The organism is Flavobacterium sp. PLA-DH12, assembly GCF_059511845.1.
The window spans coordinates 501,745-526,360 of the sequence record NZ_JCAMPD010000002.1; the positions used below are offsets into that span (position 1 = coordinate 501,745).

Annotated in this window: 22 protein-coding genes and 1 tRNA gene; 15 read left to right on the forward strand and 8 right to left on the reverse strand. The window is 34.1% G+C overall.

The window, feature by feature from the left end:
* Positions 1-297 precede the first annotated feature (297 nt).
* From AC5ZCW_RS05385 to AC5ZCW_RS05420, 8 genes are all read left to right on the forward strand, one after another.
* Entirely contained in the window at positions 298-1,836 is a 1,539-nt protein-coding gene (locus AC5ZCW_RS05385; RefSeq protein WP_496118359.1) for an alpha-N-arabinofuranosidase, read from the forward strand.
* 9 nt (positions 1,837-1,845) lie between these two features.
* The gene (locus AC5ZCW_RS05390) at positions 1,846-3,825 is read left to right on the forward strand and encodes a glycoside hydrolase family 127 protein (protein WP_496118360.1); all 1,980 of its coding nucleotides are present in this window, start codon (positions 1,846-1,848) and stop codon (positions 3,823-3,825) included.
* Between the two features lie 307 nt (positions 3,826-4,132).
* Positions 4,133-5,824, forward strand: a complete 1,692-nt coding sequence (locus AC5ZCW_RS05395; protein WP_496118361.1) for a ribulokinase — start codon at positions 4,133-4,135, stop codon at positions 5,822-5,824.
* Entirely contained in the window at positions 5,808-6,509 is a 702-nt protein-coding gene (locus AC5ZCW_RS05400) for an L-ribulose-5-phosphate 4-epimerase (RefSeq protein WP_133523616.1), read from the forward strand. The genes AC5ZCW_RS05395 and AC5ZCW_RS05400 overlap by 17 nt, the downstream gene beginning before the upstream one ends.
* 153 nt (positions 6,510-6,662) lie before the next feature.
* Positions 6,663-8,171 carry an L-arabinose isomerase gene (araA, locus tag AC5ZCW_RS05405; protein ID WP_111368490.1) on the forward strand — a complete coding sequence of 503 codons (1,509 nt, stop codon included), beginning with the start codon at positions 6,663-6,665 and terminating at the stop codon, positions 8,169-8,171.
* A gap of 139 nt (positions 8,172-8,310) precedes the next feature.
* On the forward strand, positions 8,311-9,495 hold the full coding sequence (locus AC5ZCW_RS05410; protein ID WP_496118364.1) for an aldose epimerase family protein: 1,185 nt from the start codon (positions 8,311-8,313) through the stop codon (positions 9,493-9,495).
* Positions 9,496-9,664: 169 nt separating this feature from the next.
* Complete coding sequence (locus AC5ZCW_RS05415) at positions 9,665-10,543, forward strand: alpha/beta fold hydrolase (protein ID WP_496118366.1); 879 nt, start codon at positions 9,665-9,667, stop codon at positions 10,541-10,543.
* 75 nt (positions 10,544-10,618) lie between these two features.
* Positions 10,619-11,089 carry an OsmC family protein gene (locus AC5ZCW_RS05420; RefSeq protein WP_343540590.1) on the forward strand — a complete coding sequence of 157 codons (471 nt, stop codon included), beginning with the start codon at positions 10,619-10,621 and terminating at the stop codon, positions 11,087-11,089.
* Between the two features lie 37 nt (positions 11,090-11,126).
* On the opposite strand, the gene AC5ZCW_RS05425 is transcribed toward AC5ZCW_RS05420, so the two are convergent.
* Positions 11,127-11,206 (reverse strand) — tRNA-Leu (locus AC5ZCW_RS05425).
* A 288-nt stretch (positions 11,207-11,494) separates the two neighbouring features.
* On the opposite strand from AC5ZCW_RS05425, the gene AC5ZCW_RS05430 reads away from it, so the two are divergent.
* From AC5ZCW_RS05430 to AC5ZCW_RS05445, 4 genes are all read left to right on the forward strand, one after another.
* Positions 11,495-12,436, forward strand: coding sequence for a ribose-phosphate pyrophosphokinase (locus AC5ZCW_RS05430; protein WP_177211423.1), 942 nt, complete (start codon positions 11,495-11,497; stop codon positions 12,434-12,436).
* 120 nt (positions 12,437-12,556) lie between these two features.
* A complete protein-coding gene (locus AC5ZCW_RS05435; protein ID WP_111368498.1) occupies positions 12,557-13,168 on the forward strand; it encodes a 50S ribosomal protein L25/general stress protein Ctc in 612 nt (203 codons plus the stop codon).
* Positions 13,169-13,437: 269 nt separating this feature from the next.
* A complete protein-coding gene (gene pth / locus AC5ZCW_RS05440; protein ID WP_496118369.1) occupies positions 13,438-14,115 on the forward strand; it encodes an aminoacyl-tRNA hydrolase in 678 nt (225 codons plus the stop codon).
* Between the two features lie 139 nt (positions 14,116-14,254).
* Positions 14,255-14,866: a superoxide dismutase gene (locus AC5ZCW_RS05445; RefSeq protein WP_091490394.1), complete on the forward strand. Its 612-nt coding sequence runs from the start codon at positions 14,255-14,257 to the stop codon at positions 14,864-14,866.
* A gap of 843 nt (positions 14,867-15,709) precedes the next feature.
* On the opposite strand, the gene AC5ZCW_RS05450 is transcribed toward AC5ZCW_RS05445, so the two are convergent.
* The 5 genes from AC5ZCW_RS05450 to AC5ZCW_RS05470 all read right to left on the reverse strand — a co-directional run bounded on the left by AC5ZCW_RS05450 (position 15,710) and on the right by AC5ZCW_RS05470 (position 20,790).
* A complete protein-coding gene (locus AC5ZCW_RS05450; protein ID WP_496118371.1) occupies positions 15,710-17,608 on the reverse strand; it encodes an amidophosphoribosyltransferase in 1,899 nt (632 codons plus the stop codon).
* Positions 17,609-17,691: 83 nt separating this feature from the next.
* Positions 17,692-18,615: a PfkB family carbohydrate kinase gene (locus tag AC5ZCW_RS05455; protein WP_177211420.1), complete on the reverse strand. Its 924-nt coding sequence runs from the start codon at positions 18,613-18,615 to the stop codon at positions 17,692-17,694.
* Between the two features lie 288 nt (positions 18,616-18,903).
* Positions 18,904-19,806, reverse strand: coding sequence for an alpha/beta hydrolase family protein (locus AC5ZCW_RS05460; RefSeq protein ID WP_496118373.1), 903 nt, complete (start codon positions 19,804-19,806; stop codon positions 18,904-18,906).
* Between the two features lie 8 nt (positions 19,807-19,814).
* The gene (locus AC5ZCW_RS05465) at positions 19,815-20,219 is read right to left on the reverse strand and encodes a hypothetical protein (RefSeq protein WP_496118375.1); all 405 of its coding nucleotides are present in this window, start codon (positions 20,217-20,219) and stop codon (positions 19,815-19,817) included.
* The gene (locus tag AC5ZCW_RS05470; RefSeq protein WP_343540580.1) at positions 20,203-20,790 is read right to left on the reverse strand and encodes an RNA polymerase sigma factor; all 588 of its coding nucleotides are present in this window, start codon (positions 20,788-20,790) and stop codon (positions 20,203-20,205) included. Before AC5ZCW_RS05470 ends, AC5ZCW_RS05465 begins: the two co-directional genes overlap by 17 nt.
* 328 nt (positions 20,791-21,118) lie before the next feature.
* On the opposite strand from AC5ZCW_RS05470, the gene AC5ZCW_RS05475 reads away from it, so the two are divergent.
* Positions 21,119-21,466: a DUF6249 domain-containing protein gene (locus AC5ZCW_RS05475; protein ID WP_343540579.1), complete on the forward strand. Its 348-nt coding sequence runs from the start codon at positions 21,119-21,121 to the stop codon at positions 21,464-21,466.
* A gap of 51 nt (positions 21,467-21,517) precedes the next feature.
* On the opposite strand, the gene rnhA is transcribed toward AC5ZCW_RS05475, so the two are convergent.
* Together rnhA and purN are read right to left on the reverse strand one after the other, a co-directional pair.
* Positions 21,518-21,994, reverse strand: coding sequence for a ribonuclease HI (rnhA, locus tag AC5ZCW_RS05480; RefSeq protein WP_281634457.1), 477 nt, complete (start codon positions 21,992-21,994; stop codon positions 21,518-21,520).
* A gap of 150 nt (positions 21,995-22,144) precedes the next feature.
* Positions 22,145-22,708 carry a phosphoribosylglycinamide formyltransferase gene (purN, locus tag AC5ZCW_RS05485; protein ID WP_343540577.1) on the reverse strand — a complete coding sequence of 188 codons (564 nt, stop codon included), beginning with the start codon at positions 22,706-22,708 and terminating at the stop codon, positions 22,145-22,147.
* A 175-nt stretch (positions 22,709-22,883) separates the two neighbouring features.
* On the opposite strand from purN, the gene AC5ZCW_RS05490 reads away from it, so the two are divergent.
* The gene (locus AC5ZCW_RS05490) at positions 22,884-23,120 is read left to right on the forward strand and encodes an acyl carrier protein (RefSeq protein ID WP_007137004.1); all 237 of its coding nucleotides are present in this window, start codon (positions 22,884-22,886) and stop codon (positions 23,118-23,120) included.
* A gap of 237 nt (positions 23,121-23,357) precedes the next feature.
* Positions 23,358-24,611 (forward strand): beta-ketoacyl-ACP synthase II, encoded by a 1,254-nt coding sequence (fabF, locus tag AC5ZCW_RS05495; protein WP_343540575.1) that lies wholly within the window; start codon positions 23,358-23,360, stop codon positions 24,609-24,611.
* The last annotated feature ends 5 nt before the right edge of the window (positions 24,612-24,616 follow it).

Below are 24,616 nucleotides of genomic sequence, written 5' to 3' on the forward strand. Positions count from 1 at the left end.
GTTTTTTGTTTTGTAATTATGGGGGAGTGCGGATAAAATTTTGCTCGGCTTAGAAGTGACCAAATTTAGTGCAAAGTTTTTTATTAGAAGAGATTTTCTAAATATTGCTTTCTAATTATTTTAAAGGAATTGTTTAGAATTATGCTTTTAATTATGGTTAAATTGACTATTAGTCATTTTTTTAACTACATTTACAAATGTTTAAAACACACTTAACTATTGTTTGAATCTTTTTTTAACCTTAAAAAAAATCAAATTTCCTTACAGAAAACCTTACTTACTATTAAAAACCACATTATGAAAAAACCACTTTTCCTTTTGATGATGGCACTGTTTTATCAGTTTGCATTTTCTCAGGTTACTACAATTTCGATAAAAAATAACAACGATTCACCCACTATTAGCAAGAACATTTACGGTCATTTTGCAGAACATTTGGGACACTGTATTTATGGCGGATTTTTTGTTGGAGACACTTCTAAAATTCCAAATACAAAAGGAGTTCGGAATGATATTATAAAGGCATTAAAGGATTTAAAAATTCCAAATTTGAGATGGCCGGGCGGATGTTTTGCCGATACGTATCATTGGAAAGACGGAATTGGTCCAAAAGAACAGCGTCCGACAATTGTAAACCAATGGTGGGGAGGAGTTACAGAAGACAATAGTTTTGGAACGCACGACTTTTTGAATATGTGTGAATTGCTTGGCGCGGAACCGTATTTGTCTGGAAATGTTGGAAGCGGAACCGTTCAAGAACTAGCCGATTGGGTTCAGTACACAAATTTCGCAGGGAAAAGTCCAATGAGTGATTTGCGTAAAAAAAACGGTAGAACAGAGCCATGGAAGGTGAAATATTGGGGAATTGGAAATGAAGCTTGGGGTTGCGGCGGTAATATGACGGCAGATTATTATGCAAACGAATATAAAAAGTTTGCCACTTTTATGTCTGATTGGGGAAATACAGGTGGAATTACAAGAATTGCGTCTGGAGCAAACAGTTCTGATTACAATTGGACAGAAGTTTTAATGAAAAACATTCCGTTAAGCATGCTTGGTGGTGTTGGTGTTCATCATTATGCTGTAATCAATTGGAATAAAAAAGGCTCTGATGTTGATTTTACTGAAAAAGAGTATTTTTTAACTATGCAGTCGGCCTTAAAAATGGAAGAATTAGTGACCAAACATGCTGCTGTTATGGATAAATACGACCCAGAAAAAAAAGTTGCGATGATTGTAGATGAATGGGGAGGTTGGTATGATGTGCAAAAAGGGACAAATCCTGGTTTTTTATATCAGCAGAATACTATGCGCGATGCAGTTTTGGCGGGTGCAACTTTAAATATTTTCAACAATCATGCAGATCGTGTTCGTATGGCAAATTTAGCACAATGCGTTAATGTGCTTCAAGCCGTAATCTTAACAGACAAAGCCAAAATGATTACAACGCCAACCTATCATGTAATGAAAATGTACAGTGTGCATCAAGACGCAAAATTACTTCCTATAGATTTTAAATCGCCATCTTATACTTTTAATGGAGAAACCATTCCTGCTGTTTCAGCTTCTGCATCAAAAGACCAAGGCGGATTGGTTCATATTTCTCTTGTAAATATTGATGCTGTAAATAAGAACAAAATAGAAATTGATGTAAAAGATCTGGGGGTAAAAAACTTTACTGGAAGTATTATTACAGCTTCAAAACTACAAGACTATAACTCTTTTGAAAATCCGAACAAAATTGTTCCTGTGGCTTTCAAAGGATTCGAAAATAAAAAAGGAAAATTGGAAATAACATTACCGCCTTACTCAGTATTGGTTTTGGAAGGGAAATAATGTAGAAAAATGAAAAAATATCAATTTTACTTATTGAGTATTTGTCTATTGCTTCTGATTTCCTGTAAAGAAACCAAAAGTCAAATTGTACAAAATGATAAAACTTCTGTGTTAAAAGGAGGCTATCAAATAGAGCCAGTAAACATTCAAAATGTAAAACTGACAGATTCTTTTTGGCTTCCGATTATCAAGAGGGTTCAGGAAATAACTATAGAATATGCCATTAAAAAATGCGATGAAGAAGGCCGTTTTGAGAATTTTTTAATTGCAGGAAAACAAAAAAGCGGTACAACAAGAGGAGAAATGCCTTTTGATGATACCGATGTTTACAAGATTATAGAAGGAGCATCAAATACTTTAATCAGCGCGCCAAACCCGAAATTAGAAAGGGTTCTGGATTCGATTATTGCTATTGTAAAAGTTGGTCAGGAACCAGATGGGTATATTACGACATGGCGAACTATAAATCCAGCAAAACCACCCGCGAGCTGGGTTCCTGTTATTGAAGGGAAACGCTGGGAATCGTTGCAGATTAGTCATGAATTATACAATCCGGGACATTTAATTGAAGCCGCGATTGTGCATTATGAAGCAACTGGCAAAACCAATTTTCTTGAAATTGCCATAAAAGCTGCCGATATGCTGGTTCGAACTTTTGGCGATAACCCAGGACAGGTAAAAGGTGTTCCGGGACATCAGATTGTAGAAACAGGATTGCTGAAATTGTATCAAATTACTGGAAACAAAGATTATCTTAAACTGGCAAAATATTATTTGGACAATCGAGGCAATCCGAATAATCATAAATTATATGGAGAAAATGCCCAAGATCATATACCTGTTGTACAGCAAAAAGAAGTTGTAGGTCACGCAGTAAGAGCGGTATATATGTATGCAGGAATGACAGATATTGCGGCATTGACAAAAGATAAAGCTTATGAAAATGCTGTAAATAATCTATGGGACAATATGGTGAACAAGAAAATGTATATCACCGGCGGAATAGGGTCAAGACATGATGGAGAAGCTTTCGGAGCAAATTATGAACTTCCGAATTTAACAGCTTATAATGAAACTTGTGCCGCAATTGGCGATGTATACTGGAATCATAGATTGCATAATTTATATGGAGAATCAAAATATTTTGATGTCATCGAAAGAACAATGTACAACGGATTAATATCGGGTATTTCGCTTGACGGAAAACAATTTTTTTATCCAAATGCCTTAGAAGCAGACGGAGTTTATAAATCGAATCGTGGCTCTTGTACAAGGCAAGGCTGGTTTGACTGTTCTTGCTGTCCAACTAATTTAATTCGTTTTATTCCGTCAATTCCAGGATTGATTTATTCAAAAACAAAAGATGTTTTGTATGTCAATTTATATGCTTCAAACAATGCGTCTTTTCAATTAGGAAAAACAGATTTACAGATTTCGCAGCAGACTTCTTATCCGTGGAACGGAAAAATTGCAATTTCGGTTAATCCAAAAAAAGAGAGTCATTTTACAATCAAACTTCGCGTTCCGGGTTGGTCTAGAAATGAGGTTTTGCCAGGAGATTTATACAGTTATAAAAAGGCTTCAGATCAAAAGACGACAATAAGTTTAAATGGAGAAACTCTAGCAATTCAGCCAGAAAATGGATATTTCACAATCACTAGAAATTGGAAAAAAGGAGACAGAATTAATCTCAATTTTCCAATGGAAGTTCAAGAAGTAATAACAAATCCAAAAGCAGCAATCAATACAAACAAAGTTTCTCTGGAATACGGACCAATAGTTTATGCAGTTGAAGAAATTGATAACAAAAATAATTTCGATAAAATTGATGTAAACGCTTCTGATACTTTCAAAGTAAAAAAAGAAGCCAATTTATTGCAAGGAGTAAATGTAATTGAGAACTCAAAATTGAAGGCGATTCCGTATTATTCTTGGTCGAATCGAGGAGTTGGAAAAATGAAAGTTTGGTTGAATTATAAGAATCAATAAAAATTCTAGAGTCACATATTTTGCAGATTAAAAGGAATAAAAAATCATTTAAATTCTTTCAATCTGTGGCAAAAAAAATAAAATTCAGTACAATTTTAAAGCACGATTTATTAACGATTTAAAGATTAAGTTGAAATAATCGCAACGTTATAAATGTATTGCTAACATTTATTTTTTGTTTGAAAGCTAAAATGCTGTTTTAATGCATTTATAGCAAAAATGAATCATACAATTTAAGTTAAGTGTTTTTTATACACTTATAAAATAATTATATCTATATTTGTCAATATTTTAAAAATAAAATAGAATGAAAAATTATGTAATAGGATTGGACTACGGAACAGATTCTGTTCGCGCGGTGCTGATAGACGCTGAAAATGGACAAGAATTGGCATCCAATGTTTCTCATTACAAAAGATGGAAAAACAAACAATATTGTGACGCTTCTATAAACCAGTTTCGTCAACATCCTTTGGATCATATTGAAGGATTGGAAATTACAATTCAGAATGTTGTTAAAGAAAGTAAAGTAGATCCTTCATTAGTAAAAGGAATTTGTATCGATACAACTGGATCTTCTCCGGTTCCAGTTACAAAAGACGGAACGCCATTAGCATTAACAAAAGGTTTTGAAGAGAATCCAAATGCCATGATGGTTTTATGGAAAGATCATACATCAATTAATGAAGCAAACGAAATCAACGAACTAGCAGTTAGCTGGGGCGGAGAAGATGTTACCAAATATGTTGGAGGAATTTATTCTTCTGAGTGGTTTTGGGCAAAAATTCTTCATATCGCAAGACAAGACGAAGCGGTTCGAAATGCAGCGCACACTTGGATGGAGCATTGCGATTTAATGACGTATTTGTTAATTGAAGATAAAGATTTAAAAACCTTCAAAAGAAGCCGTTGTGCAGCAGGTCACAAAGCAATGTGGCACACAGACTGGAACGGATTGCCGCCAGTTGAATTTTTAGAAAAACTGCATCCGTATTTAGCGCAGCTTCGTGGCAATTTATATGATGAAACTTATACGTCAGATTTAGTTGCTGGAAATTTAAGCAAAGAATGGGCAGATCGTTTAGGACTTTCAACAGAAACAGTTGTAGCTGTTGGAACTTTCGATGCGCATTCTGGTGCAGTTGGAGCTAAAATCGAAGAAAATACTTTGGTTCGTGTAATGGGAACTTCAACTTGTGATATTCTAGTGGGTTCTTATGATGAGGTGGGAACAAAAACCGTTCGCGGAATCTGCGGACAGGTTGATGGTTCTGTTATTCCTGGTTTTATTGGTTTAGAAGCAGGACAATCTGCTTTTGGCGATTTATTGGCTTGGTACAAAGAATTATTAATGTGGCCAACAGAACATTTATTAGAAACCTCTTCTGTTTTAAATGATGCTCAAAAAGAACAATTAAGAGAAGAATTCAGTGATAAATTAATTGTTGAATTGACTAAAGAAGCGGAGAAAATTCCAGTTTCAGAAAGCCTTCCAATTGCTTTAGACTGGATTAATGGTAGAAGAACTCCAGATGCAAATCAGGAATTAAAAAGTGCGATTTCGAATCTTTCTTTAGGAACAAAAGCACCACATATTTTTAAAGCTTTAGTAAATGCAATTTGTTTTGGAGCGAAGAAAATTGTTGACCGTTTTGAAGAAGAAGGTGTAAAAATCGACAGCGTAATCGGAATTGGCGGTGTGGCGAGAAAATCTCCTTTTATCATGCAGACTTTGGCTAACGTTTTAAACAAGCCAATTAAAATTGCGGCTTCAGACCAAACTCCGGCTTTAGGTGCGGCAATTTACGCAGCGGTTGCAGCCGGAATTTATCCAAACGTAATTGAAGCAAGCCAAAAAATCGGAAGTGATTTTGATGGAGAATATTTCCCTCAGACAGATAAAGTTGAAGCGTATCATAAGCTTCTTTTAGGATATGAAAAATTAAGTGCTTTTGCAGATCCAAACCTTAAAATATCGAAACATGAGCTCTCAATATAAAGATTTAAAACAAGAATGTTACGAAGCCAATATGCAGTTAAATGCATTGAATTTGGTTGTTTATACTTTCGGAAATGTGAGCGCCGTGGACAGAAAAAATGGTGTTTTTGCCATTAAGCCAAGCGGTGTTCCTTACGAAGATTTAAAACCCGAAGATATCGTAATTGTCGATTTTGACAATAATGTTATCGAAGGAACCATGCGCCCGTCATCTGATACTAAAACGCATGCTTATTTATATAAAAACTGGCCAAATATTGGAGGTGTTGCGCATACACACGCAACTTATTCTGTGGCTTGGGCACAATCGCAGCAAGATATTCCAATTTTTGGAACAACACATGCCGATCATTTAACAGCCGATATTCCGTGCGCACCGCCAATGGCAGATTCTTTAATTGAAGGAAACTACGAACACAATACTGGAATTCAGATTCTAGATTGTTTCAAAGAAAAAAATCTTTCATACGAAGAAGTAGAAATGGTTTTAATTGGAAATCACGGTCCGTTTGCGTGGGGAAAAAATGCTGCAAAAGCGGTTTACAACAGTAAAGTCTTAGAAGTTGTGGCAGAAATGGCATACCTGACTTTACAAATAAATCCAAACGCACCAAGATTAAAAGATTCATTAATAAAGAAACATTATAACCGTAAACACGGAAAAGACTCGTATTACGGACAATAGAAATTTTGTTTCAAGTTTCAGGTTTTTTTTGTTTCAAGTTGTTGGAACGTGAAACCTGAAATCTGAAACAAACAAAAAAAACAATAAAATAACAAATCGAGTTTTCAGATTCCAACAACTTGAAACCTGAAACTTGAAATAAAAAATAACAAAATGATTGACATTTCTCAAAAAGAAGTATGGTTTGTAGTAGGAAGCCAAGAATTATACGGTGAAGAAACACTTAGAAAAGTAGCAGAACATTCGCAAATTATTGCAAAAGGATTAGATGCTTCATCTTCAATTCCTGTAAAAGTAGTTTATAAAGATGTGGTGAAATCGCCTTCGCAGATTTTAGATGTTTGTTTAGCAGCAAACTCAGCTAAAAACTGTATCGGAATTATTGCTTGGATGCATACTTTCTCTCCAGCAAAAATGTGGATTGGCGGGTTAAATATCCTTAAAAAACCATTGTGCCATTTGCATACACAATACAACGCTGAAATTCCGTGGGGAAGCATTGACATGGATTTCATGAACTTGAACCAATCGGCTCACGGAGATCGTGAATTTGGTTTCATCATGTCTAGATTGCGCAAAAAACGTAAAGTTGTGGTTGGACACTGGGAAGATCAAAGAGTTCAAAAACAATTAGGAATCTGGTCAAGAGTGGTTTTAGGTTGGGACGAACTTCAAAACTTAAAAGTAGCTCGTATTGGAGACAATATGCGTGAAGTTGCCGTTACAGAAGGCGATAAAGTTGAAGCTCAAATTCGTTTCGGAATGTCTGTAAACGGATATGATTCTTCAGATGTTACAAAACATATCGAGAAAGTAACAGACAAACAATTAGCTGATTTATTGGCAGTTTATGAGTCTTCTTATAACTTAACAGATTCTTTAAAAGAAGGCGGAGCACAAAGAAGTTCATTAGTTGAAGCTGCTAAAATCGAATTAGGATTAAGAGCTTTCCTTGAAGAAGGAGGATTCGGCGCTTTCACAGATACATTTGAAAACCTTGGAGTTTGGAAACAATTACCAGGAATTGCAACACAAAGATTAATGGCCGATGGTTATGGTTTTGGTGGAGAAGGAGACTGGAAAACTGCTGCAATGGTAAGAGCTTTAAAAGTAATGTGTGTTGGTTTGGAAGGCGGAACTTCTTTCATGGAAGATTACACCTACCATTTCACACCACAAAAATCATACGTTTTAGGATCTCATATGTTGGAAATCTGCCCATCTATTGCTGACGGAAAACCTTCATGTGAAGTGCATCCTTTAGGAATTGGAGGAAAAGAAGATCCAGCACGTTTGGTGTTTAATTCACCTGCAGGAGATGCAATTAATGTTTCTTTGGTTGATATGGGAACTCGTTTCCGTTTAATTGTAAACGAAGTGGAAGCTGTGAAACCAATGGCAGAATTACCAAAATTGCCAGTTGCACGTGTTCTTTGGGATTGTAAACCAAATTTAGAAGTTGCAGCAACAGCCTGGATTTTGGCTGGTGGAGCGCACCATACGGTTTACAGCCAGTCTATCACAACAGAATATATGGAAGATTTCGCAGACATCGCTGGAATCGAATTATTGGTAATTGATGAGAAAACAACTGTAAGAGAATTCAAAGATAAAATCAACGCCAACGAAGCATATTTTCATTTATTTCAACACGGCCTGTAAGGCGGTAAAACGTAATTTGTAAGATGTAAAATGTGAAAAAACTTAAAAAGGTAATTTTTACATTTTTAAAATGATTAAATTTCACGTCTAACATTTTACATCTAACATTTAACTTTTTACAAACCAAAAAATATCATTTATGAATGTATTAAAACGCTCTCTTTTCATACTAAGCTTGCTTGGAACTGCTATTGTTTTAGTTCAATGTAAAAGCGATAAAAAAGCTGATACAGAAAAAGTTGCCACTGAAGGAAAAGATTTAGTTACAATTGAAAAATCAGAATACGGAACTACTGCAAAAGGAGAAAAAGTCGAAAGTTATAAACTGAAAAACCAAAACGGGATGGAAGTTGACATCATCACTTTTGGCGGTAGAATTACAGATTTGAAAGTACCAAATAAAGAAGGTGTTTCAGAAAATGTAGTAATCGGATTTAATTCTTTGGCGCAATACGAAAAAGAAAATCCGTTTTTTGGAGCATTAATTGGAAGATACGGAAACCGTATTGCAAAAGGGAAATTTTCATTAGATGGAAAAGAATATCAATTGGCAATTAACAATGCACCAAATGCTTTACATGGTGGTCCGCAAGGATTTTTTAATGTGGTTTGGAAAGCAGATGAGGTTAAATCTGGCGAAAACGCTTCTCTAAAATTATCTTATGTAAGTAAAGATATGGAAGAAGGGTATCCAGGAAACCTAAAAGTTTTTGTGACTTATACATTAACAAATGATAATCAATTAGAAGTTTTGTACGAGGCAACAACAGACAAAAAAACGGTTGTTAACTTAACACAGCATTCATATTTCAATCTATCTGGAGATTTTACTAAAACGATCTTAGATCACGAATTGACATTAAATGCAGATAAATTAGTTCCAGTAGATGCAGATTTGATTCCGACAGGAAAATTAGAAGATGTTGCGGGTACGCCTTTCGATTTCAGAACTCCAAAATTAATTGGAAAAGACATCAATGCTAAAAATGACCAATTAGAAAAAGGAAAAGGTTATGATCACTGCTGGGTGTTGAATAACCCTGAAAAAGGAAAAACAATTATTGCAAAGGTATACCACGCAGCAAGCGGAAGAGTTATGGAAATGACAACAGACGAGCCTGGAATTCAGTTCTACTCTGGAAATTTCCTTGACGGAACTTTGCCAATGCCAAATGGAGGGACTTTTGCACACAGAACAGGATTATGTCTAGAAACAGAACATTATCCAGATTCTCCAAACCAGAAAAATTTCCCAACAACGGTTTTAAACCCGGGAGAAAATTATAAAACTAAAACTACTTTTAAATTCTCAGTAAAAAAATAGTTTTAGAATCTGTTAATTAGTTTAGTAATTCTCTAAAAACCTCGAAAGCTTGTGCTTTCGAGGTTTTTTTTTTGTAAATATTAGAGTGAATGCTTTCGATAAGTATTTTGTTAATTTTTTAGAATCTTTCTTACATTTGAGAAATAACTATCCTAAAAAGAACTTACTTATGAAGAAACCAGTCAAATTGCTAATGGCCGTATTAGCTTATTCTGTATGTGTAATAGCAAACGCTCAGGTTCAGATGAATTTTAAATTTGATACGCCTTATGGTAAAAATTCCACTGTCGGAAAATTTGTTGAACTCAATGGTGCTAAAATCTACTATGAAGAATACGGAAAAGGCGAACCTTTGTTATTGATTCATGGAAATAGTGGAAGTATTGAGACAATGGGAAATCAGATTGATTATTTTAAAAATAAATACAGAGTCATTGCTGCCGATAGTAGAGGACATGGCAAATCAGAGTTGAAAACGGATTCTTTAACATTTGTCCAAATGACAAAAGATACTGAAGCATTAGTTAATCACTTAAAACTGGATTCAATAAGTATTATTGGATGGAGTGATGGAGGAATTGTTGGATTGCAAATGGGTATTTCAGGGAAGTCAAAAATAAAAAAAATTGTAGCGATGGGTGCCAATTTACGACCTGATTCTACTGCTATTTATTCATGGGCGATAAAAGGTCTGCAGAACGAGAGAAAACTGTTTAGTGCAAAAATTAAAGAAAAAGACACTAGCGAGAACTGGAATCTATTGAAACAAATTTCTGGACTTTTAGCAGATCAGCCTAATATTGTAGCAAAAGATTTATCAAAAATTAAAGCAAAAGTGCTTGTAATAGCAGGAGATAGAGACGTAATCAGAAATGAGCATACAGTTGAAATTTTCGAAAATATACCAAAAGCACAGTTATGCATTATGCCTGGAGAAACTCATTTTGCGCCGGCTTCAAGTCCGGAAGTATTTAATGCAATAGCAAATAAGTTTTTATCAGAACCTTTTAAAAGACCAGATTCAGATTTTACTAAATGGGGTAAATAAAATTAGATCAAGAGAATTGTATTATTTTAGCCATGAATTTCAACTTTATGTAATTCATGGCTAAAAAACAAAAAAATGACTTTCAAACACCTATTCAAAGCTGAAGTAAATTGGACTTCCAAAAAAGACCCAATAGATTCTTCCAAAAGATTCTATAGTAAAAGTCATCAAATTAAAATTGAAGGAAAACCAATTTTACCTGTTTCGGCAGCAAAAGCTTTTAAAGGAGATCCTTCATTATATAATCCAGAAGATTTATTGTTAAGCAGTTTAGTTTCCTGTCACATGATGTCGTATTTATATGTTTGCTCACAAAACGGAATAGAAGTTTTGGAGTATTCAGACAATGCAGAAGCAACATTAGAAGTAAATCCAGACGGAAGCGGTCGTTTTGTAGAAGCAAGATTATATCCGAAAGTAAAAATCTCAAATCCAGACCAAATCGGATTAGCTTTAGAACTTCATAAAAAAGCAAATCAATTGTGTTTTATTGCTAATTCCTGCAATTTTCCTGTTTTGCATAATGCAAGTTGTGAAGTAGTATAAAAGAAAAAACCTCTTCCGTTAAGAAGAGGTTTTTATGTACCCGGAGCCGGAGTCGAACCGGCACGGTTTCCCACAGGTGTTTGAGACCAGCGCGTCTACCAATTCCGCCATCCGGGCGTAGCAGACGAAAAAATAAATGATAAATCAATTATTTTAGCGCAATAGAATGAAGTCATAAATGGCGTCATTCCTTTAACACGGTGCAAATGTAAAAAATAATTTTAAACGAACTACTAAAAATACTTAAATTTTTGCTTTCAGTGTTCAATAAATTTTATAAATTTGCAGCTCGTTAAAACGAAGCACACACAACTAACTACATCCGAGACATTTATACACATTCTGCTTTATTGAAATATAAAGTTGAATTTTTTTAAAAGTAACGGGATAAAACAACAAATTACAATGTCGCACCTAGAACCAGAAGCTAAAATTTTTGCTTGTTCACAAAGTGTTTATCTTGCAGAAAAAATTGCAAAAGATTACGGAATTCCGTTAGGAAAAGTAACGATGTCAACGTATAGTGATGGAGAATTTCAGCCGTCTTACGAAGAATCAATTAGAGGTTTACGAGTATTTATCGTATGTTCAACTTTTCCAAGTGCAGATAATCTGATGGAATTGTTGTTAATGATTGATGCGGCAAAACGCGCATCAGCAAGACATATTACAGCTGTTATGCCTTATTTTGGTTGGGCAAGACAAGATAGAAAAGACAAACCAAGAGTTCCAATTGGAGCTAAATTAGTAGCAAATCTACTAACAGCTGCAGGAGCAACAAGAATCATGACAATGGATTTGCATGCAGACCAGATTCAAGGATTCTTTGAAAAACCAGTAGATCATTTATTTGCATCTACAATCTTTTTACCATACGTAGAAAGTTTAAAGTTAGAAAATCTGACAATTGCATCTCCAGATATGGGAGGTTCAAAAAGAGCATATGCTTACTCTAAGTTTTTAGAATCAGATGTAGTAATCTGTTACAAACAAAGAAAAGCAGCCAACGTTATCGACACTATGGAACTAATTGGTGAAGTAAAAGGACGTAACGTAATCTTAGTAGACGACATGATCGATACAGGAGGAACTTTAGCGAAAGCGGCAGACCTAATGATCGAAAAAGGAGCGCTAAGCGTAAGAGCAATTTGTACGCACGCTATTTTATCTGGCGGAGCATACGAGAAAATTGAAAACTCGAAACTAACAGAATTAATCGTAACAGATTCTATTCCGTTAAAGAAAGAATCAAAAAAGATAAAAGTGGTAAGCTGTGCACCTCTATTTGCTGAGGTTATGCAGATGGTTCACCACAACAATTCCATCAGTGGAAAATTTATTATGTAAAAGCAGTAAGCTGTAGGCTTTAGGCCGTAAGCTTATATACTTTGCATAAAAAGCCTAAAGCATATTGCTTAAAGCTTACAGCAAAATAGAATATTTTATTAATAACTATATTTTTTTACAATGAAATCGATTACAATTAAAGGATCAGAAAGAGAAAGCGTGGGCAAAGTGTCAACTAAAGCCTTACGTAATGCTGGACAGGTACCTTGCGTTTTATACGGAGGAAACCAGGCAGTACACTTCTCAGCAGACGTTACTGCATTCAAAAACTTGGTTTACACTCCAAACGCTCACACTGTTGTGATCGAACTTGGAAAAGGAAAATCATTCAATGCAATTTTGCAAGATATCCAAGTTCACCCAGTATCTGACAAAATTTTACACATTGACTTCTTCCAATTATTTGATGATAAAGAAATCACAATGGAAGTTCCTGTAAAAATCGTTGGTACATCTAAAGGTGTTCTTGCGGGAGGTGTTTTACGTTTAAACCAACGTAAATTAAAAGTTAAAGCTTTACCAGCAAATCTTCCTGATTTCGTTGAAGCTGACATCACTCCACTTGAAATGGGTAACAAATTATACGTTACTAAAGTTGGAAAACCAGAGTACAAAATTATGCACCCAGACAACACTGTTGTTTGTCAAGTAAGAATCTCTCGTGCTGCTATGAAAGCTGCTCAAGAGGCTGCAAAAGCTGCAAAAGCTCCTGCAAAAGGAAAGAAAAAATAATTTTTTTCAACTCAATACAAAAAGCCTCAATCTTACGATTGGGGCTTTTTTTTAGGTGCTAAGTTTCTAAGATGCTGAGTTTTTTTGTCGAAGTCTTTGTGTTCTTTGTAACTCTCAGTAAAAGCTATTTCTTAGCGTTCTTAGCGCAAAACCCTTGCGATCTTTGCGGTTAAATCATAGGCAAACAGTCAATTATCTAATTGTCACATTTTTAAATTATCTAATTATCCAATTGTCACATTTCTCTAATTAATGTTACTTTTGTAATCATGATAAAATGGATAACAAAACTGTTTTCATCGCCATCAAAAGAAGAGAACATAGAAGACAATATGAAACCGGAGGTTCACGAACGCCAAAAAAACAATATAAAAAACGTGAGTAAAAAATATTTAATCGTAGGATTAGGAAATATCGGAGCCGAATACGTAAACACCAGACATAATATCGGATTTAAAGTACTAGACTTTTTAGCCAAAAAAGAAGGACTTTCTTTTGAAACCGTAAAATTAGGTTCAATGGCTGAATACAAATTTAAAGGGAGAACTTTTTTTCTTTTAAAACCAAATACTTACATGAATTTAAGTGGTAAGGCGGTGAAATATTGGATGGATAAAGAAAATATACCGCTGGAGAATATTTTGGTCATTACAGACGATTTAAACCTGTCATTCGGAACTATTAGAATAAAGCCAAAAGGTAGCGACGGTGGTCATAATGGGTTGAAAAATATTAATTTAGTTTTAAATACTCAAAATTATACACGCTACAGATTTGGTATCAGTGACGAATTCAAAAAAGGACAGCAAGTAGATTATGTTTTAGGAGAGTGGACCGCTGAAGAAGAAGCAAAACTTCCAGAACGCTTAGAAACTTCAGCAGAAATTATTAGAACTTTTGGAACAGCTGGTTTAGAAAACACAATGACAACATTTAATGGTAAATAAAGATTTTCAGGTGTTTATGTTGTAAAAATGTAAATTATCAATGAATTTAATTCAATTATAACGAAATAGTATTTTCAATTCCAAAGTTAAATGTCTAAATTTGGAATAAATTATTATAAACCATAAAAATTAGAATATCATGGCTTTTGAATTACCACAATTACCTTATGCATACGATGCATTAGAACCACATATTGATGCACGTACAATGGAAATCCATCATACAAAGCACCACAACGCCTATACTACAAATCTTAATGCGGCTATCGCTGGAACAGATTTAGAAGGAAAAACAATCGAAAACATCTTAATCAACTTAGATAAATCTAACGCTGCTGTTCGTAACAATGGTGGAGGTTTCTACAACCACAATTTATTCTGGACTGTAATGTCTCCAAACGGAGGAGGATTGCCAACAGGAGATTTATTGGCTGCAATTGAAGCTTCTTTTGGATCTTTCGAAGAATTTAAAGCAAAATTTGCTAAAGCTGGAGCAACGCAATTTGGTTCTGGATGGGCTTGGTTAACAGTTCAAAAAGGAGGAAAATTAGAAGTTGTAGGTACTCCAAATCAAGATAATCCATTAATGCCAGAAGTTGCTGGTCACGGTGGAACTCCAATCTTAGGAATGGATGTTTGGGAGCACGCTTACTACTTAAACTACCAAAACAGAAGACCAGATTATATTGAAGCTTTTTTCAGTGTAATTAACTGGACAGAAGTTGCTAGAAGATTTGCTTTAGATAAATAAGAAAATAGAGCATAGAATATAGAAAAAAGACGATCCATAGGTTCGTCTTTTTTTTATGCTCAATTTTTAAAAGTCTTTATTCTGCACTCTATTTTCTTTTTTTCTGAAAAAAAAAAGAAAATAAAAAAGGTGGAACTTCTTCCACCTTTTTTGCCCCAAATCTACCATAAACTTAACCTACTAATGTTATGGTTCTGTAAAGGTATGGCAGATATTTTTTTGAATGAAACATTTCAGATAAAAGGCAAGTATATCCGATAAAAGACCTGTGTTGCTAGTTTTTAAAATTTTCTAGATTTATTTCAATAAAAAAGGCGGAATTTCTTCCACCTTTTTTGCCCCAAATCTACCATAAACTAACCTACTAATGTTATGGTTTAGTAAATGTATGGCAGTAATTTTTATAAAGAAAAATTTTTAGATGAAAAGCAATTATACTCGATGAAAAGTATTTAAACAGCTGTTTTTCAATCAATTACAATTAAAAATAAAAAAGGCGGAAGTTACTCCGCCTTTTTTGCCCCAAATCTACCATAAACTAACCTACTAATGTTATGGTCTAGTAAATGTATGGTAGTTATTCTTGTGAAGAAAAATTTTCAGATAAAAGGTAAGTAAATCCGATGAAGAGATATAATCGGCTGTTTATAAATAGTTTGAGTTTATTCCAATAAAAAAGGTGGAATTGCTTCCACCCTTTTTGCCCCAAATCTACCATAAACTTAACCTACTAATGTTATGGTATTTCAAAAGTATCATAGCTTTTCAACTTCACCAAAGAAATAGGATGAACGGCAAAAAAAACCGATGAAATGCACAATTTAACCTTTTATTAGTATTTTATTAATACGCTCTAGCGTCTTTTCCTTCGTAAAAATTCATGAAAGCACGATTTACAACTCGATTTCCACCTGGAGTAGGATAATCTCCTGTGAAATACCAATCACCTAAATTTTTAGGACATGCTTTATGCAAATCGTCAACTGTTTGGAAGATGATTTTTACTTCAGCATTAATTTCCGGCGAGCTTAACATTTCTGCAATTTTATCTGAAATCTCCTCGTCTGTAAATTGGTCATAAATTGCTGTTACATAGTTTACAACATCTTTATCAAGGAAATTTTCTTGAGCTTTACATTTTGCATAAACTTCATCTACAATATGATAAAGGTTTCTTTCTTTTAATAAAGCAAGTGCTGCTCTAAAAGCAACTAAACCTTCTAGTTTTGCCATATCAATTCCGTAACAATCCGGATAACGAATTTGTGGAGCAGATGAAACGATTACAATACGTTTTGGTTTTAAACGATCCATCATTTTAATGATGCTCATTTTCAATGTAGTACCACGAACAATACTATCGTCGATAATAACCAAATTATCTTCTGGTTTAATTACACCATAAGTAACATCGTAAACGTGCGCTACTAAATCATCACGGCTGCTATCTTCAGTAATAAAAGTTCTAAGTTTAGCATCTTTAATCGCGACTTTTTCTGTACGAATCTTTACAGCTAAAAGTTCCTGAAGGGTTTCTGTTGTTAATGTATTTCTATTTTCAAGAATATAATTGTTTTTTCTCTGGTTTAAGAAATCCTGAGCAGCTTCCACTAAACCATAAAATGATGTTTCGGCTGTATTTGGAATATAAGAGAAAACAGTGTTGTCTGTATCGCTGTCAATTGCTTTAAGTACAGCAGGTAAAATTAATTTTCCTAAATCTTTACGCTCTTGGTAGATTTCAGCATCACTTCCTCTTGAGAAATAAATTCTTTCGAACGAACAAGCTTTTTTGATTGTTGGTTCCAAGATTTGATTCATAGAAACTGTTCCGTTTTTCTTGATAATCAACGCATTTCCTGGGTCAATTTCCTGAACACTTTCAAAAGGAACATTAAATACAGTTTGAATAACGGGTCTTTCAGAAGCTACAACGACAACTTCGTCATCTTGATAAAAATAAGCTGGACGAATTCCGGCCGGGTCTCTAAAAACAAAAGCATCACCATGACCTAATAAACCTGCCATAGCATAACCTCCGTCTAAGTTTTTAGCAGAACGAGCTAAGATTTTAGCAATATCCAAACGTTCTGCAATTACTGGCGAAGCATCTCTTTTAGAATATCCTTCAGCTTTACAGTCCTGATATAATTGCATTACTTCTTTGTCTAAGAAGTGACCAATTTTTTCCATTACAGTAACAGTATCAGCCATTTCTTTTGGATGCTGTCCTAATTCAACTAGATTTTCGAAAAGTTCTTTAACATTAGTCATATTAAAGTTTCCGGCCAAAATTAAGTTACGGTGCATCCAGTTGCTTTGACGCAAAAATGGGTGAACACTTTCGATGCTGTTTTTTCCAAAAGTTCCGTAGCGAACGTGACCTAAAAACAATTCTCCAACATAAGGAATATTTGCTTTTAGCTCTTTCATATCGTCTCCAAGTTCAGGATGCGCTTTTAGTTCTTCGCTAACGCGCTCATTGATTTGTTTGAAAACATCTTGGATTGGTTGCGAATGATTAGAACGAACTCGGCTAATGTAGCGCTGTCCAGGTTCTACATCAAATTTAATGCTAGCAAAACCAGCTCCGTCTTGTCCGCGGTTGTGCTGTTTTTCCATCATTAAATACATCTTCTGAATTCCGTAAAAAGCAGTTCCGTATTTTTCTTTATAATATTCAAGCGGTTTTAGTAGTCTAACTAAGGCTATACCACATTCGTGTTTTAAAGCGTCGCTCATTGTTTTTTGTTATTTGTGTGTTGTTGTAAGTTGTGTGTATTAACGTAATAAAAAAAGCCCCGTTTTATCGAGGCTCTTAGGCATTATATTTCTATGTCAAACTGAGTTAACGACTTAAATTGCTGTAATCGAATCGCTACTTCGGCTTTACTTAATGATTCCATCCTTTCGGTTCCAAATTTCTCAACGCAAAACGAAGCTAAATTTGAACCGTAAATAATTGCATTCTTCATGTTGTTGAATGAAATGTTTTCGCTCTGTGCAATAAATCCAGAGAAACCACCTGCAAAAGTGTCACCTGCTCCTGTTGGATCAAAAACATCTTCTAATGGTAAAGCTGGTGCAAAGAAAACTTCTCTGTTGTGGAATAAAAGCGCTCCGTGTTCTCCTTTTTTGATCACCACATATTTTGGTCCCATATCTTGGATTTTAGAAGCTGCTTTTACTAATGAATATTCGCCAGAAAGCTGTCTAGCTTCTTCGTCATTGATTGTAATAACATCTACACGTTTAATAACGTCTAATAATTCTGGAAGAGCGCAATCCATCCAAAAGTTCATAGTGTCTAAAACTACTAATTTTGGTTTTTTCTCCATTTGATCCAGAACACTGCTTTGTACTAAAGGATGTAAGTTTCCTAACATCACAACATCAGCATCTTTGTAGTTTTGAGGAACTTTTGGCTGAAAATCAGCTAAAACGTTCAACTCTGTTACAAGAGTGTCTCTAGAATTTAAATCGTTGTGGTATAAACCGCTCCAGAAAAAAGTCTTTCCTCCTTTTACAATTTCGATACCAGAGATATCAATATTTTTTGAAGTTAAAAGATCTAAATGTTCTTGAGGGAAATCGTCGCCAACTACAGAAACAATGGCCGATTGCAAGTTAAAAAATGATGCCGATAATCCGATGTAGGTTGCAGCACCACCTAATATTTTATCTGTTTTTCCGAAAGGAGTTTCAATCGCGTCGAAAGCAACTGTTCCAACAATCAATAGTTTATTCATTTTATGAATTTCGAATTAGGGTGCAAAGATACTTCATAAGTTACAATCTTGCAACGGTTTAGGGTCTCAAAATTTTCTTAAAAAAATGAAGGTGTTTTTGAAGTAAAACTATTGTAAATGAATGAATTAAAATTGATTTTTCGCAGTGTTTATAATAGGTTTTTTGAATTTAAGATGCAACTTTTTTGATAATAATTGCGAATAATTTACACCTGATTCCTCCATCTTATTTTTTTAAATGAAGAGAATTTTCTTTTTTCGATTAAAACACGAAAAATGATTTTTAATTTATTTTATATTTTTAATCCAATTGATTGCATCGTTCATTGGCTCTTCAGACTTTGAAAAAGCTGTATTGTGACCCAAGTTTGGAAATAATTTATAGTCATAAGGTTTCCCTTTAGATTTTAATGCATCAAGATATTCGATTGATAGATTCGCAGGGACTTGAATATCTTTACCTCCAAAAATCCATATTCCTGGAATTGATAATTTAGCAAGAATACCTTTAGGGTCTGTGTCAACAAATTCGTATTTATCTGGGTCATTGAATACATGTTTTCTTGCCTCTTCCTCTGAATGTGTGTCCCAAAAATTTTTATCTCCATTTGTATAGAATTGGAATCTCAATTGTTCTTTAACCGATATAAGAGCGCCACTAAAGATGGTCATAAATTTAACTTTCTTATTTTTCTCTGCGGCCAATGGAATTATCCATCCAGCTTGACTGCCTCCGATTAAACCGATTGATATTTTATTATTTGATAAGGATTTAGATAAAGTATTTACAGCAGCACTTACATCTAAAGACAAAAGATTTAGATTTGAGAAATCAACATTGTTGGTTCCTACTTCAGGTCCGGCATATACACCAGCGGATTCTCCAACTCCGCGTTTGTCATACGTTAAAACTGCAATTCCATTGTTGGCTAGAGTTGTAGCAAAGTCTGTCATTCTTTTTTCTTGTCCAGATCCATGAACAATCACAACGGCTGCTTGTGCATTGTTGGGTATAAAAAGAGTTCCAGCGAGTGAAACTCCTTCGCTAACAAATTTTATTTCTTTAGTGGTAAAGTTTGATGGAATTGCTGACGCATAATTTGTAATAAATAACAACAACATTATAATAGAATGTGTGTATGTTTTTTTTGTTCTTAGAGAGTGTTTAAAAACCGTTGTTTTATTTTTCATCTTTAAAGCTATAATTGATATTTTTTGTCAAAATAATTCTTCAAAATTCCAACTTGAACCAAAATCATAATTGGAACAATCAAAATGGCATACAAGATATTTTTAGAAAAATGAATTTCAGAAAATGCCGTTGAGATTCGATCTGAATATAATTTCCCGACTTCGTCAATTTTGAAATCAGTTTCTGAAACAGAGAATAGAGAAACATAAATTACTAATGCTGCGACAGCTAATCCAATCGAAATCCAGATTGGTTTAGAAATTAAAGGTTTGTATGTTTTGAGTTTTTTCTCTTCTAAAAGATGAACATCAGCCATTATTTTAGAAGTAAAATCTATTGATGGAGACTGCAGTTTGTCTTCCGCCATCATTTTCTCAATAAGTTGTTCTATATTTTTATCGCTCTCTTTCATAACATTCTATTATTTCTGGTTCTAACTGCTGTCTCAAAATTACAGCTAATTTCTGACGGCTTCTAAATAACTTTACTTTGGCATTGTTGGCCGATATATTCATGATTTTTCCAATTTCTTCTAAATTTTGATCATCAAAATAAAATAAGGTCAAAAGGAAGTTTTCATCACTCGGTAATAAATTTAAACATTTCTGAATGGTATACTTTCGTTCTTTTTCTTCTAAAGCACTCAAAGCGTTGTCCATTGTTTTAATTAAATGAGAAGAAAAATCATCAATAGAAATATTCAAATCTTCTTTCTTGTTTTTCTTCAAACGATCCAGACAGGTATTATAAGCAATTTTGTAAATCCAGGTCGAAAATTTAGATTCGCCTTTAAATTTTGTCAATGAATTATAAATTTTTATAAAAGTGTCTTGAGCTATTTCTTCTGCTTCTTCACGATTTTTAACCATTTTAAGAGCTAAAGTAAAGATCATATCTTTATATCGATCCACAAGAACGGCAAATGCATTGGTCTCGCCTTGCAAAATTTTATCGATATAATGTTGATCATGTATTGTGCTCATATTATATAGGACGATAGTTTGCTTGTTTAGGTTACAAGAAATTGGAAAATAAATTCCAAACTTTTTAAATTGCTTCGCCCGTTCGCTATCGCTCGGGTCCAAATTCCAATCTTTAATATATAATAAAGTATAGGAGTTGAACTTTGTCAAAGTTTTAAACTTTGTCAAAGTTGCGGTGATCAATTGATTTTTATTCAAAATTAATTGATAATCAGTTAGTTTTGGAATTTTGGATTTAAAAATTGAAATTTTTCACCAAAAGTTGTAACCTCATTTTAAAAAGTCTCGTCATATGAGGTATATCAATCAATTAAAAACATAAAATATCATGGACGAAAAAATTTTAATTCCAATCAGTCTTTTCTTAATGATCTTCGGGATTGTTTATTTAATTTATTCAACAAGAAACAGAGAGCGTTTGGCTCTTATAGAAAAAGGAGTAGATGCAAGTATCTTTTTACAAGGAAAAGGAAACGGGGTTCCGGCCTGGAAAGTGTTTGTTGTAAATATAGCTTTCCTATTGATAGGGTCGGGTGTTGGAATTTTTCTAGCGTTATTAATTACAACTTATACCTCTCTAGATGATGGTGCCGTTTATCCTTCGATTATTTTCATCATGGCAGGAATTGGACTTTTGACGGGTTTTAAAACTGCTAAAGATTTAGATAAAGAATAAATAAGAAATAAAGTTAGTACAAAAAACGCATCAAGTAATTGATGCGTTTTTTTATTGTTTAGACCCGATGGTTTCGTAATATACGTCAACCGAAAGTTTAGGTTGCATGGATGCCATAACGGCCAATTGATCGCAGCGCTCATTTTGCGGATGATTGTTGTGACCTTTAATCCATTTAAAATCGACTTGGTGTTTGCGGTAGACAATTAGAAAACGTTTCCATAAATCTGGATTTTTTTTATCCTTATAGCCTTTTTTCTCCCAGCCAAAAACCCATTTTTTTTCAACAGAATCTACAACGTATTTTGAATCAGAAATGACCAAAACTTTCATATTTGGCTTTTTTAATTTTTCTAATCCCACAATTACAGCCAGAAGTTCCATTCTATTATTTGTAGTAAGACGAAAACCTTCGTAAAATTCTTTTTTATGAGGAGTGCCAACCAATTCCATTACCACGCCGTAACCGCCATTGCCAGGATTTCCTTTTGCCGCGCCATCTGTATATATATGTACTTCGTGATTCATTTATTTTAGACTTCTTAGAATTTTAGATTATTAGACTTCTTAGATTGTTGAATTATTAGAATTTCAGATAAAAGAGGGTCTTAAGTTTTTATTCGAAAAATATAAAAGCTAAGAAGTCTTATGTCTAAGAAGTCTAACAATCTAAACAATTTATTGTTCTAATATTTTATGAATAATCTCTGGGAAATGTTTTTGTTCCAGTTCATGAATCTTTTCTGCAACGGTTTCTGGAGTGTCTTGGTCTGTTAAGGCCACATTTGCTTGAAATATAATAGCGCCTTCGTCATAATTTTCATTAACGTAATGAATTGAGATTCCGGTTTCTTTTTCCTTATTATTAACTATAGCTCTATGTATGTGCATTCCGTACATTCCTTTTCCACCATAATTAGGTAAAAGTGCCGGATGTATGTTTATTATTTTGTTTGGATATTGTTCGATGATGTTTTCGGGAAACTTCAATAAAAAACCAGCCAGAATTATCAAATCTGGGTCGATTTCTTGTACTTTTTGTAATACATTTCTCTCCAAAAGTTCGTTTTTTGAGAAGATTTCGACTGGAATTTGATGATTTTTTGCTCTTTCAATCACTTTTGCCGAAGCATTATTTGTAAAGACCGAAACGACCTTTGCAATTTCGGTGTTCGAAAAATATTTTATAATGTTCTCTGCGTTAGTTCCTGATCCTGAGGCAAAAACGATAATTTTTTTCATAAAGCTGCGTGTTTTAAGACTGCAAAAAACGGAATAAAAATTGAAAATAAATAGCTTTAAAAGACCTTTCTTGAAATTAATTTTATAAATTAGTGTCACATTTATAAACTAAATAGTTGTTTTAAAATAAAGTTTTTTATTTTTGCCAACAAATTAAATTCTAAAATTAAAGATTATGTCAGACATTGCATCAAGAGTAAAAGCGATTATCGTAGACAAATTAGGTGTTGACGAAAACGAAGTTGTAACAGAAGCAAGCTTCACTAATGATTTAGGAGCTGACTCATTAGACACTGTTGAGCTTATTATGGAATTCGAAAAAGAATTTGATATTCAAATTCCAGACGATCAAGCAGAAAACATTGCTACTGTTGGTCAAGCTATTTCTTATATCGAAGAAGCAAAAAAATAATAATACCACACCCGATTTCTAAAAGTCCCAATTTTTGAAATTCCAAATTCCAGGTTGGATTTTGATTTTTGATTTTTGAAATTTTTAAGGATCGGGTGTTATTATTTTTTTAAAATTTAAATTTCGATTGGTTTTCAATCAAAAAGATATATTTATATTGTAATTCCCATGGCTCTTAAGTAACAATAAGTTAAGAAAGCGTGGGTTTTATTTGTTTAAAGTACAAAACACATATTTATGGCATTAAGGCGAGTTGTTGTAACAGGATTAGGTGCACTTACTCCTATCGGGAATAATATCCAAGAATATTGGAACGCACTTGTGAATGGGGTTAGCGGAGCGGCTCCTATAACATATTATGATACAGAAAAGCATAAAACGAAATTTGCCTGCGAAGTAAAAAACTTCAATATTGAAGATTACATGGATCGTAAGGAATCTCGTCGATTAGATAAATTTGCACAATATGCAATTGCTGCCAGTGATGAAGCTATTAAAGATGCAGGAATCACAAATGATAACGTAAACAAACAAAGAGTTGGTGTTATCTGGGGAGCTGGAATTGGAGGTTTAGAAACTTTCCAAGATGAAGTGCTTTATTATGCAAAAGGTGATGGAACTCCAAAGTTCAACCCTTTCTTTATCCCTAAAATGATTGCCGATATTGCTCCTGCACATATTTCTATGCGTAATGGGTATATGGGACCAAATTATACTACGGTTTCTGCTTGTGCATCTTCTGCAAACGCATTAATCGATGCTTTCAACTACATTCGTTTAGGAATGTGCGATGTTATTGTTTCTGGTGGTTCTGAAGCTGCTGTTACAATTGCTGGTATGGGAGGATTTAGCTCAATGCACGCTTTATCAACAAGAAACGAAAGTCCAGAAACAGCTTCAAGACCTTTTGATGCAACCAGAGATGGTTTCGTTCTAGGAGAGGGAGCAGGAGCTTTAGTTCTTGAAGACTACGAACATGCTAAAGCCAGAGGTGCAAAAATCTACTGCGAAATTGGTGGTGGAGGTATGTCATCTGATGCTTACCACTTAACTGCGCCACATCCAGAAGGAATTGGAGTTATTGCAGTAATGGAAAACACATTGAGAGATGCTGGTATGACTCCTGATCAAGTTGATCATATCAATACTCACGGAACTTCTACTCCATTAGGAGACGTTGCTGAATTAAAAGCGATTAGCAAAGTTTTTGGAGATCACGCTAAAAACATCAACATCAACTCTACAAAATCAATGACAGGACACTTATTGGGTGCGGCTGGAGCTATTGAAGCAATTGCTTCGATTTTGGCCATGCAACACGGAATTGTTCCTCCAACGATTAACCATACAGTTGTTGACGAAAATATTGATCCATCTTTAAACCTTACTCTAAACAAACCTCAAAAAAGAGAAGTAAATGTTGCTATGAGTAATACATTTGGTTTTGGTGGACACAATGCGTGCGTATTATTTAAAAAATTAGTTGACTAATTTCT

Bases quoted from the DNA above. Each gene is read 5' to 3' on its own strand.
- AC5ZCW_RS05385 (WP_496118359.1), top strand. From the start codon at position 298: ATGAAAAAACCACTTTTCCTTTTGATGATGGCACTGTTTTATCAGTTT.
- AC5ZCW_RS05390 (WP_496118360.1), top strand. From the start codon at position 1,846: ATGAAAAAATATCAATTTTACTTATTGAGTATTTGTCTATTGCTTCTG.
- AC5ZCW_RS05395 (WP_496118361.1), top strand. From the start codon at position 4,133: ATGAAAAATTATGTAATAGGATTGGACTACGGAACAGATTCTGTTCGC.
- AC5ZCW_RS05400 (WP_133523616.1), top strand. From the start codon at position 5,808: ATGAGCTCTCAATATAAAGATTTAAAACAAGAATGTTACGAAGCCAAT.
- araA (WP_111368490.1), top strand. From the start codon at position 6,663: ATGATTGACATTTCTCAAAAAGAAGTATGGTTTGTAGTAGGAAGCCAA.
- AC5ZCW_RS05410 (WP_496118364.1), top strand. From the start codon at position 8,311: ATGAATGTATTAAAACGCTCTCTTTTCATACTAAGCTTGCTTGGAACT.
- AC5ZCW_RS05415 (WP_496118366.1), top strand. From the start codon at position 9,665: ATGAAGAAACCAGTCAAATTGCTAATGGCCGTATTAGCTTATTCTGTA.
- AC5ZCW_RS05420 (WP_343540590.1), top strand. From the start codon at position 10,619: ATGACTTTCAAACACCTATTCAAAGCTGAAGTAAATTGGACTTCCAAA.
- AC5ZCW_RS05430 (WP_177211423.1), top strand. From the start codon at position 11,495: ATGTCGCACCTAGAACCAGAAGCTAAAATTTTTGCTTGTTCACAAAGT.
- AC5ZCW_RS05435 (WP_111368498.1), top strand. From the start codon at position 12,557: ATGAAATCGATTACAATTAAAGGATCAGAAAGAGAAAGCGTGGGCAAA.
- pth (WP_496118369.1), top strand. From the start codon at position 13,438: ATGATAAAATGGATAACAAAACTGTTTTCATCGCCATCAAAAGAAGAG.
- AC5ZCW_RS05445 (WP_091490394.1), top strand. From the start codon at position 14,255: ATGGCTTTTGAATTACCACAATTACCTTATGCATACGATGCATTAGAA.
- AC5ZCW_RS05450 (WP_496118371.1), bottom strand. From the start codon at position 17,608: ATGAGCGACGCTTTAAAACACGAATGTGGTATAGCCTTAGTTAGACTA.
- AC5ZCW_RS05455 (WP_177211420.1), bottom strand. From the start codon at position 18,615: ATGAATAAACTATTGATTGTTGGAACAGTTGCTTTCGACGCGATTGAA.
- AC5ZCW_RS05460 (WP_496118373.1), bottom strand. From the start codon at position 19,806: ATGAAAAATAAAACAACGGTTTTTAAACACTCTCTAAGAACAAAAAAA.
- AC5ZCW_RS05465 (WP_496118375.1), bottom strand. From the start codon at position 20,219: ATGAAAGAGAGCGATAAAAATATAGAACAACTTATTGAGAAAATGATG.
- AC5ZCW_RS05470 (WP_343540580.1), bottom strand. From the start codon at position 20,790: ATGAGCACAATACATGATCAACATTATATCGATAAAATTTTGCAAGGC.
- AC5ZCW_RS05475 (WP_343540579.1), top strand. From the start codon at position 21,119: ATGGACGAAAAAATTTTAATTCCAATCAGTCTTTTCTTAATGATCTTC.
- rnhA (WP_281634457.1), bottom strand. From the start codon at position 21,994: ATGAATCACGAAGTACATATATATACAGATGGCGCGGCAAAAGGAAAT.
- purN (WP_343540577.1), bottom strand. From the start codon at position 22,708: ATGAAAAAAATTATCGTTTTTGCCTCAGGATCAGGAACTAACGCAGAG.
- AC5ZCW_RS05490 (WP_007137004.1), top strand. From the start codon at position 22,884: ATGTCAGACATTGCATCAAGAGTAAAAGCGATTATCGTAGACAAATTA.
- fabF (WP_343540575.1), top strand. From the start codon at position 23,358: ATGGCATTAAGGCGAGTTGTTGTAACAGGATTAGGTGCACTTACTCCT.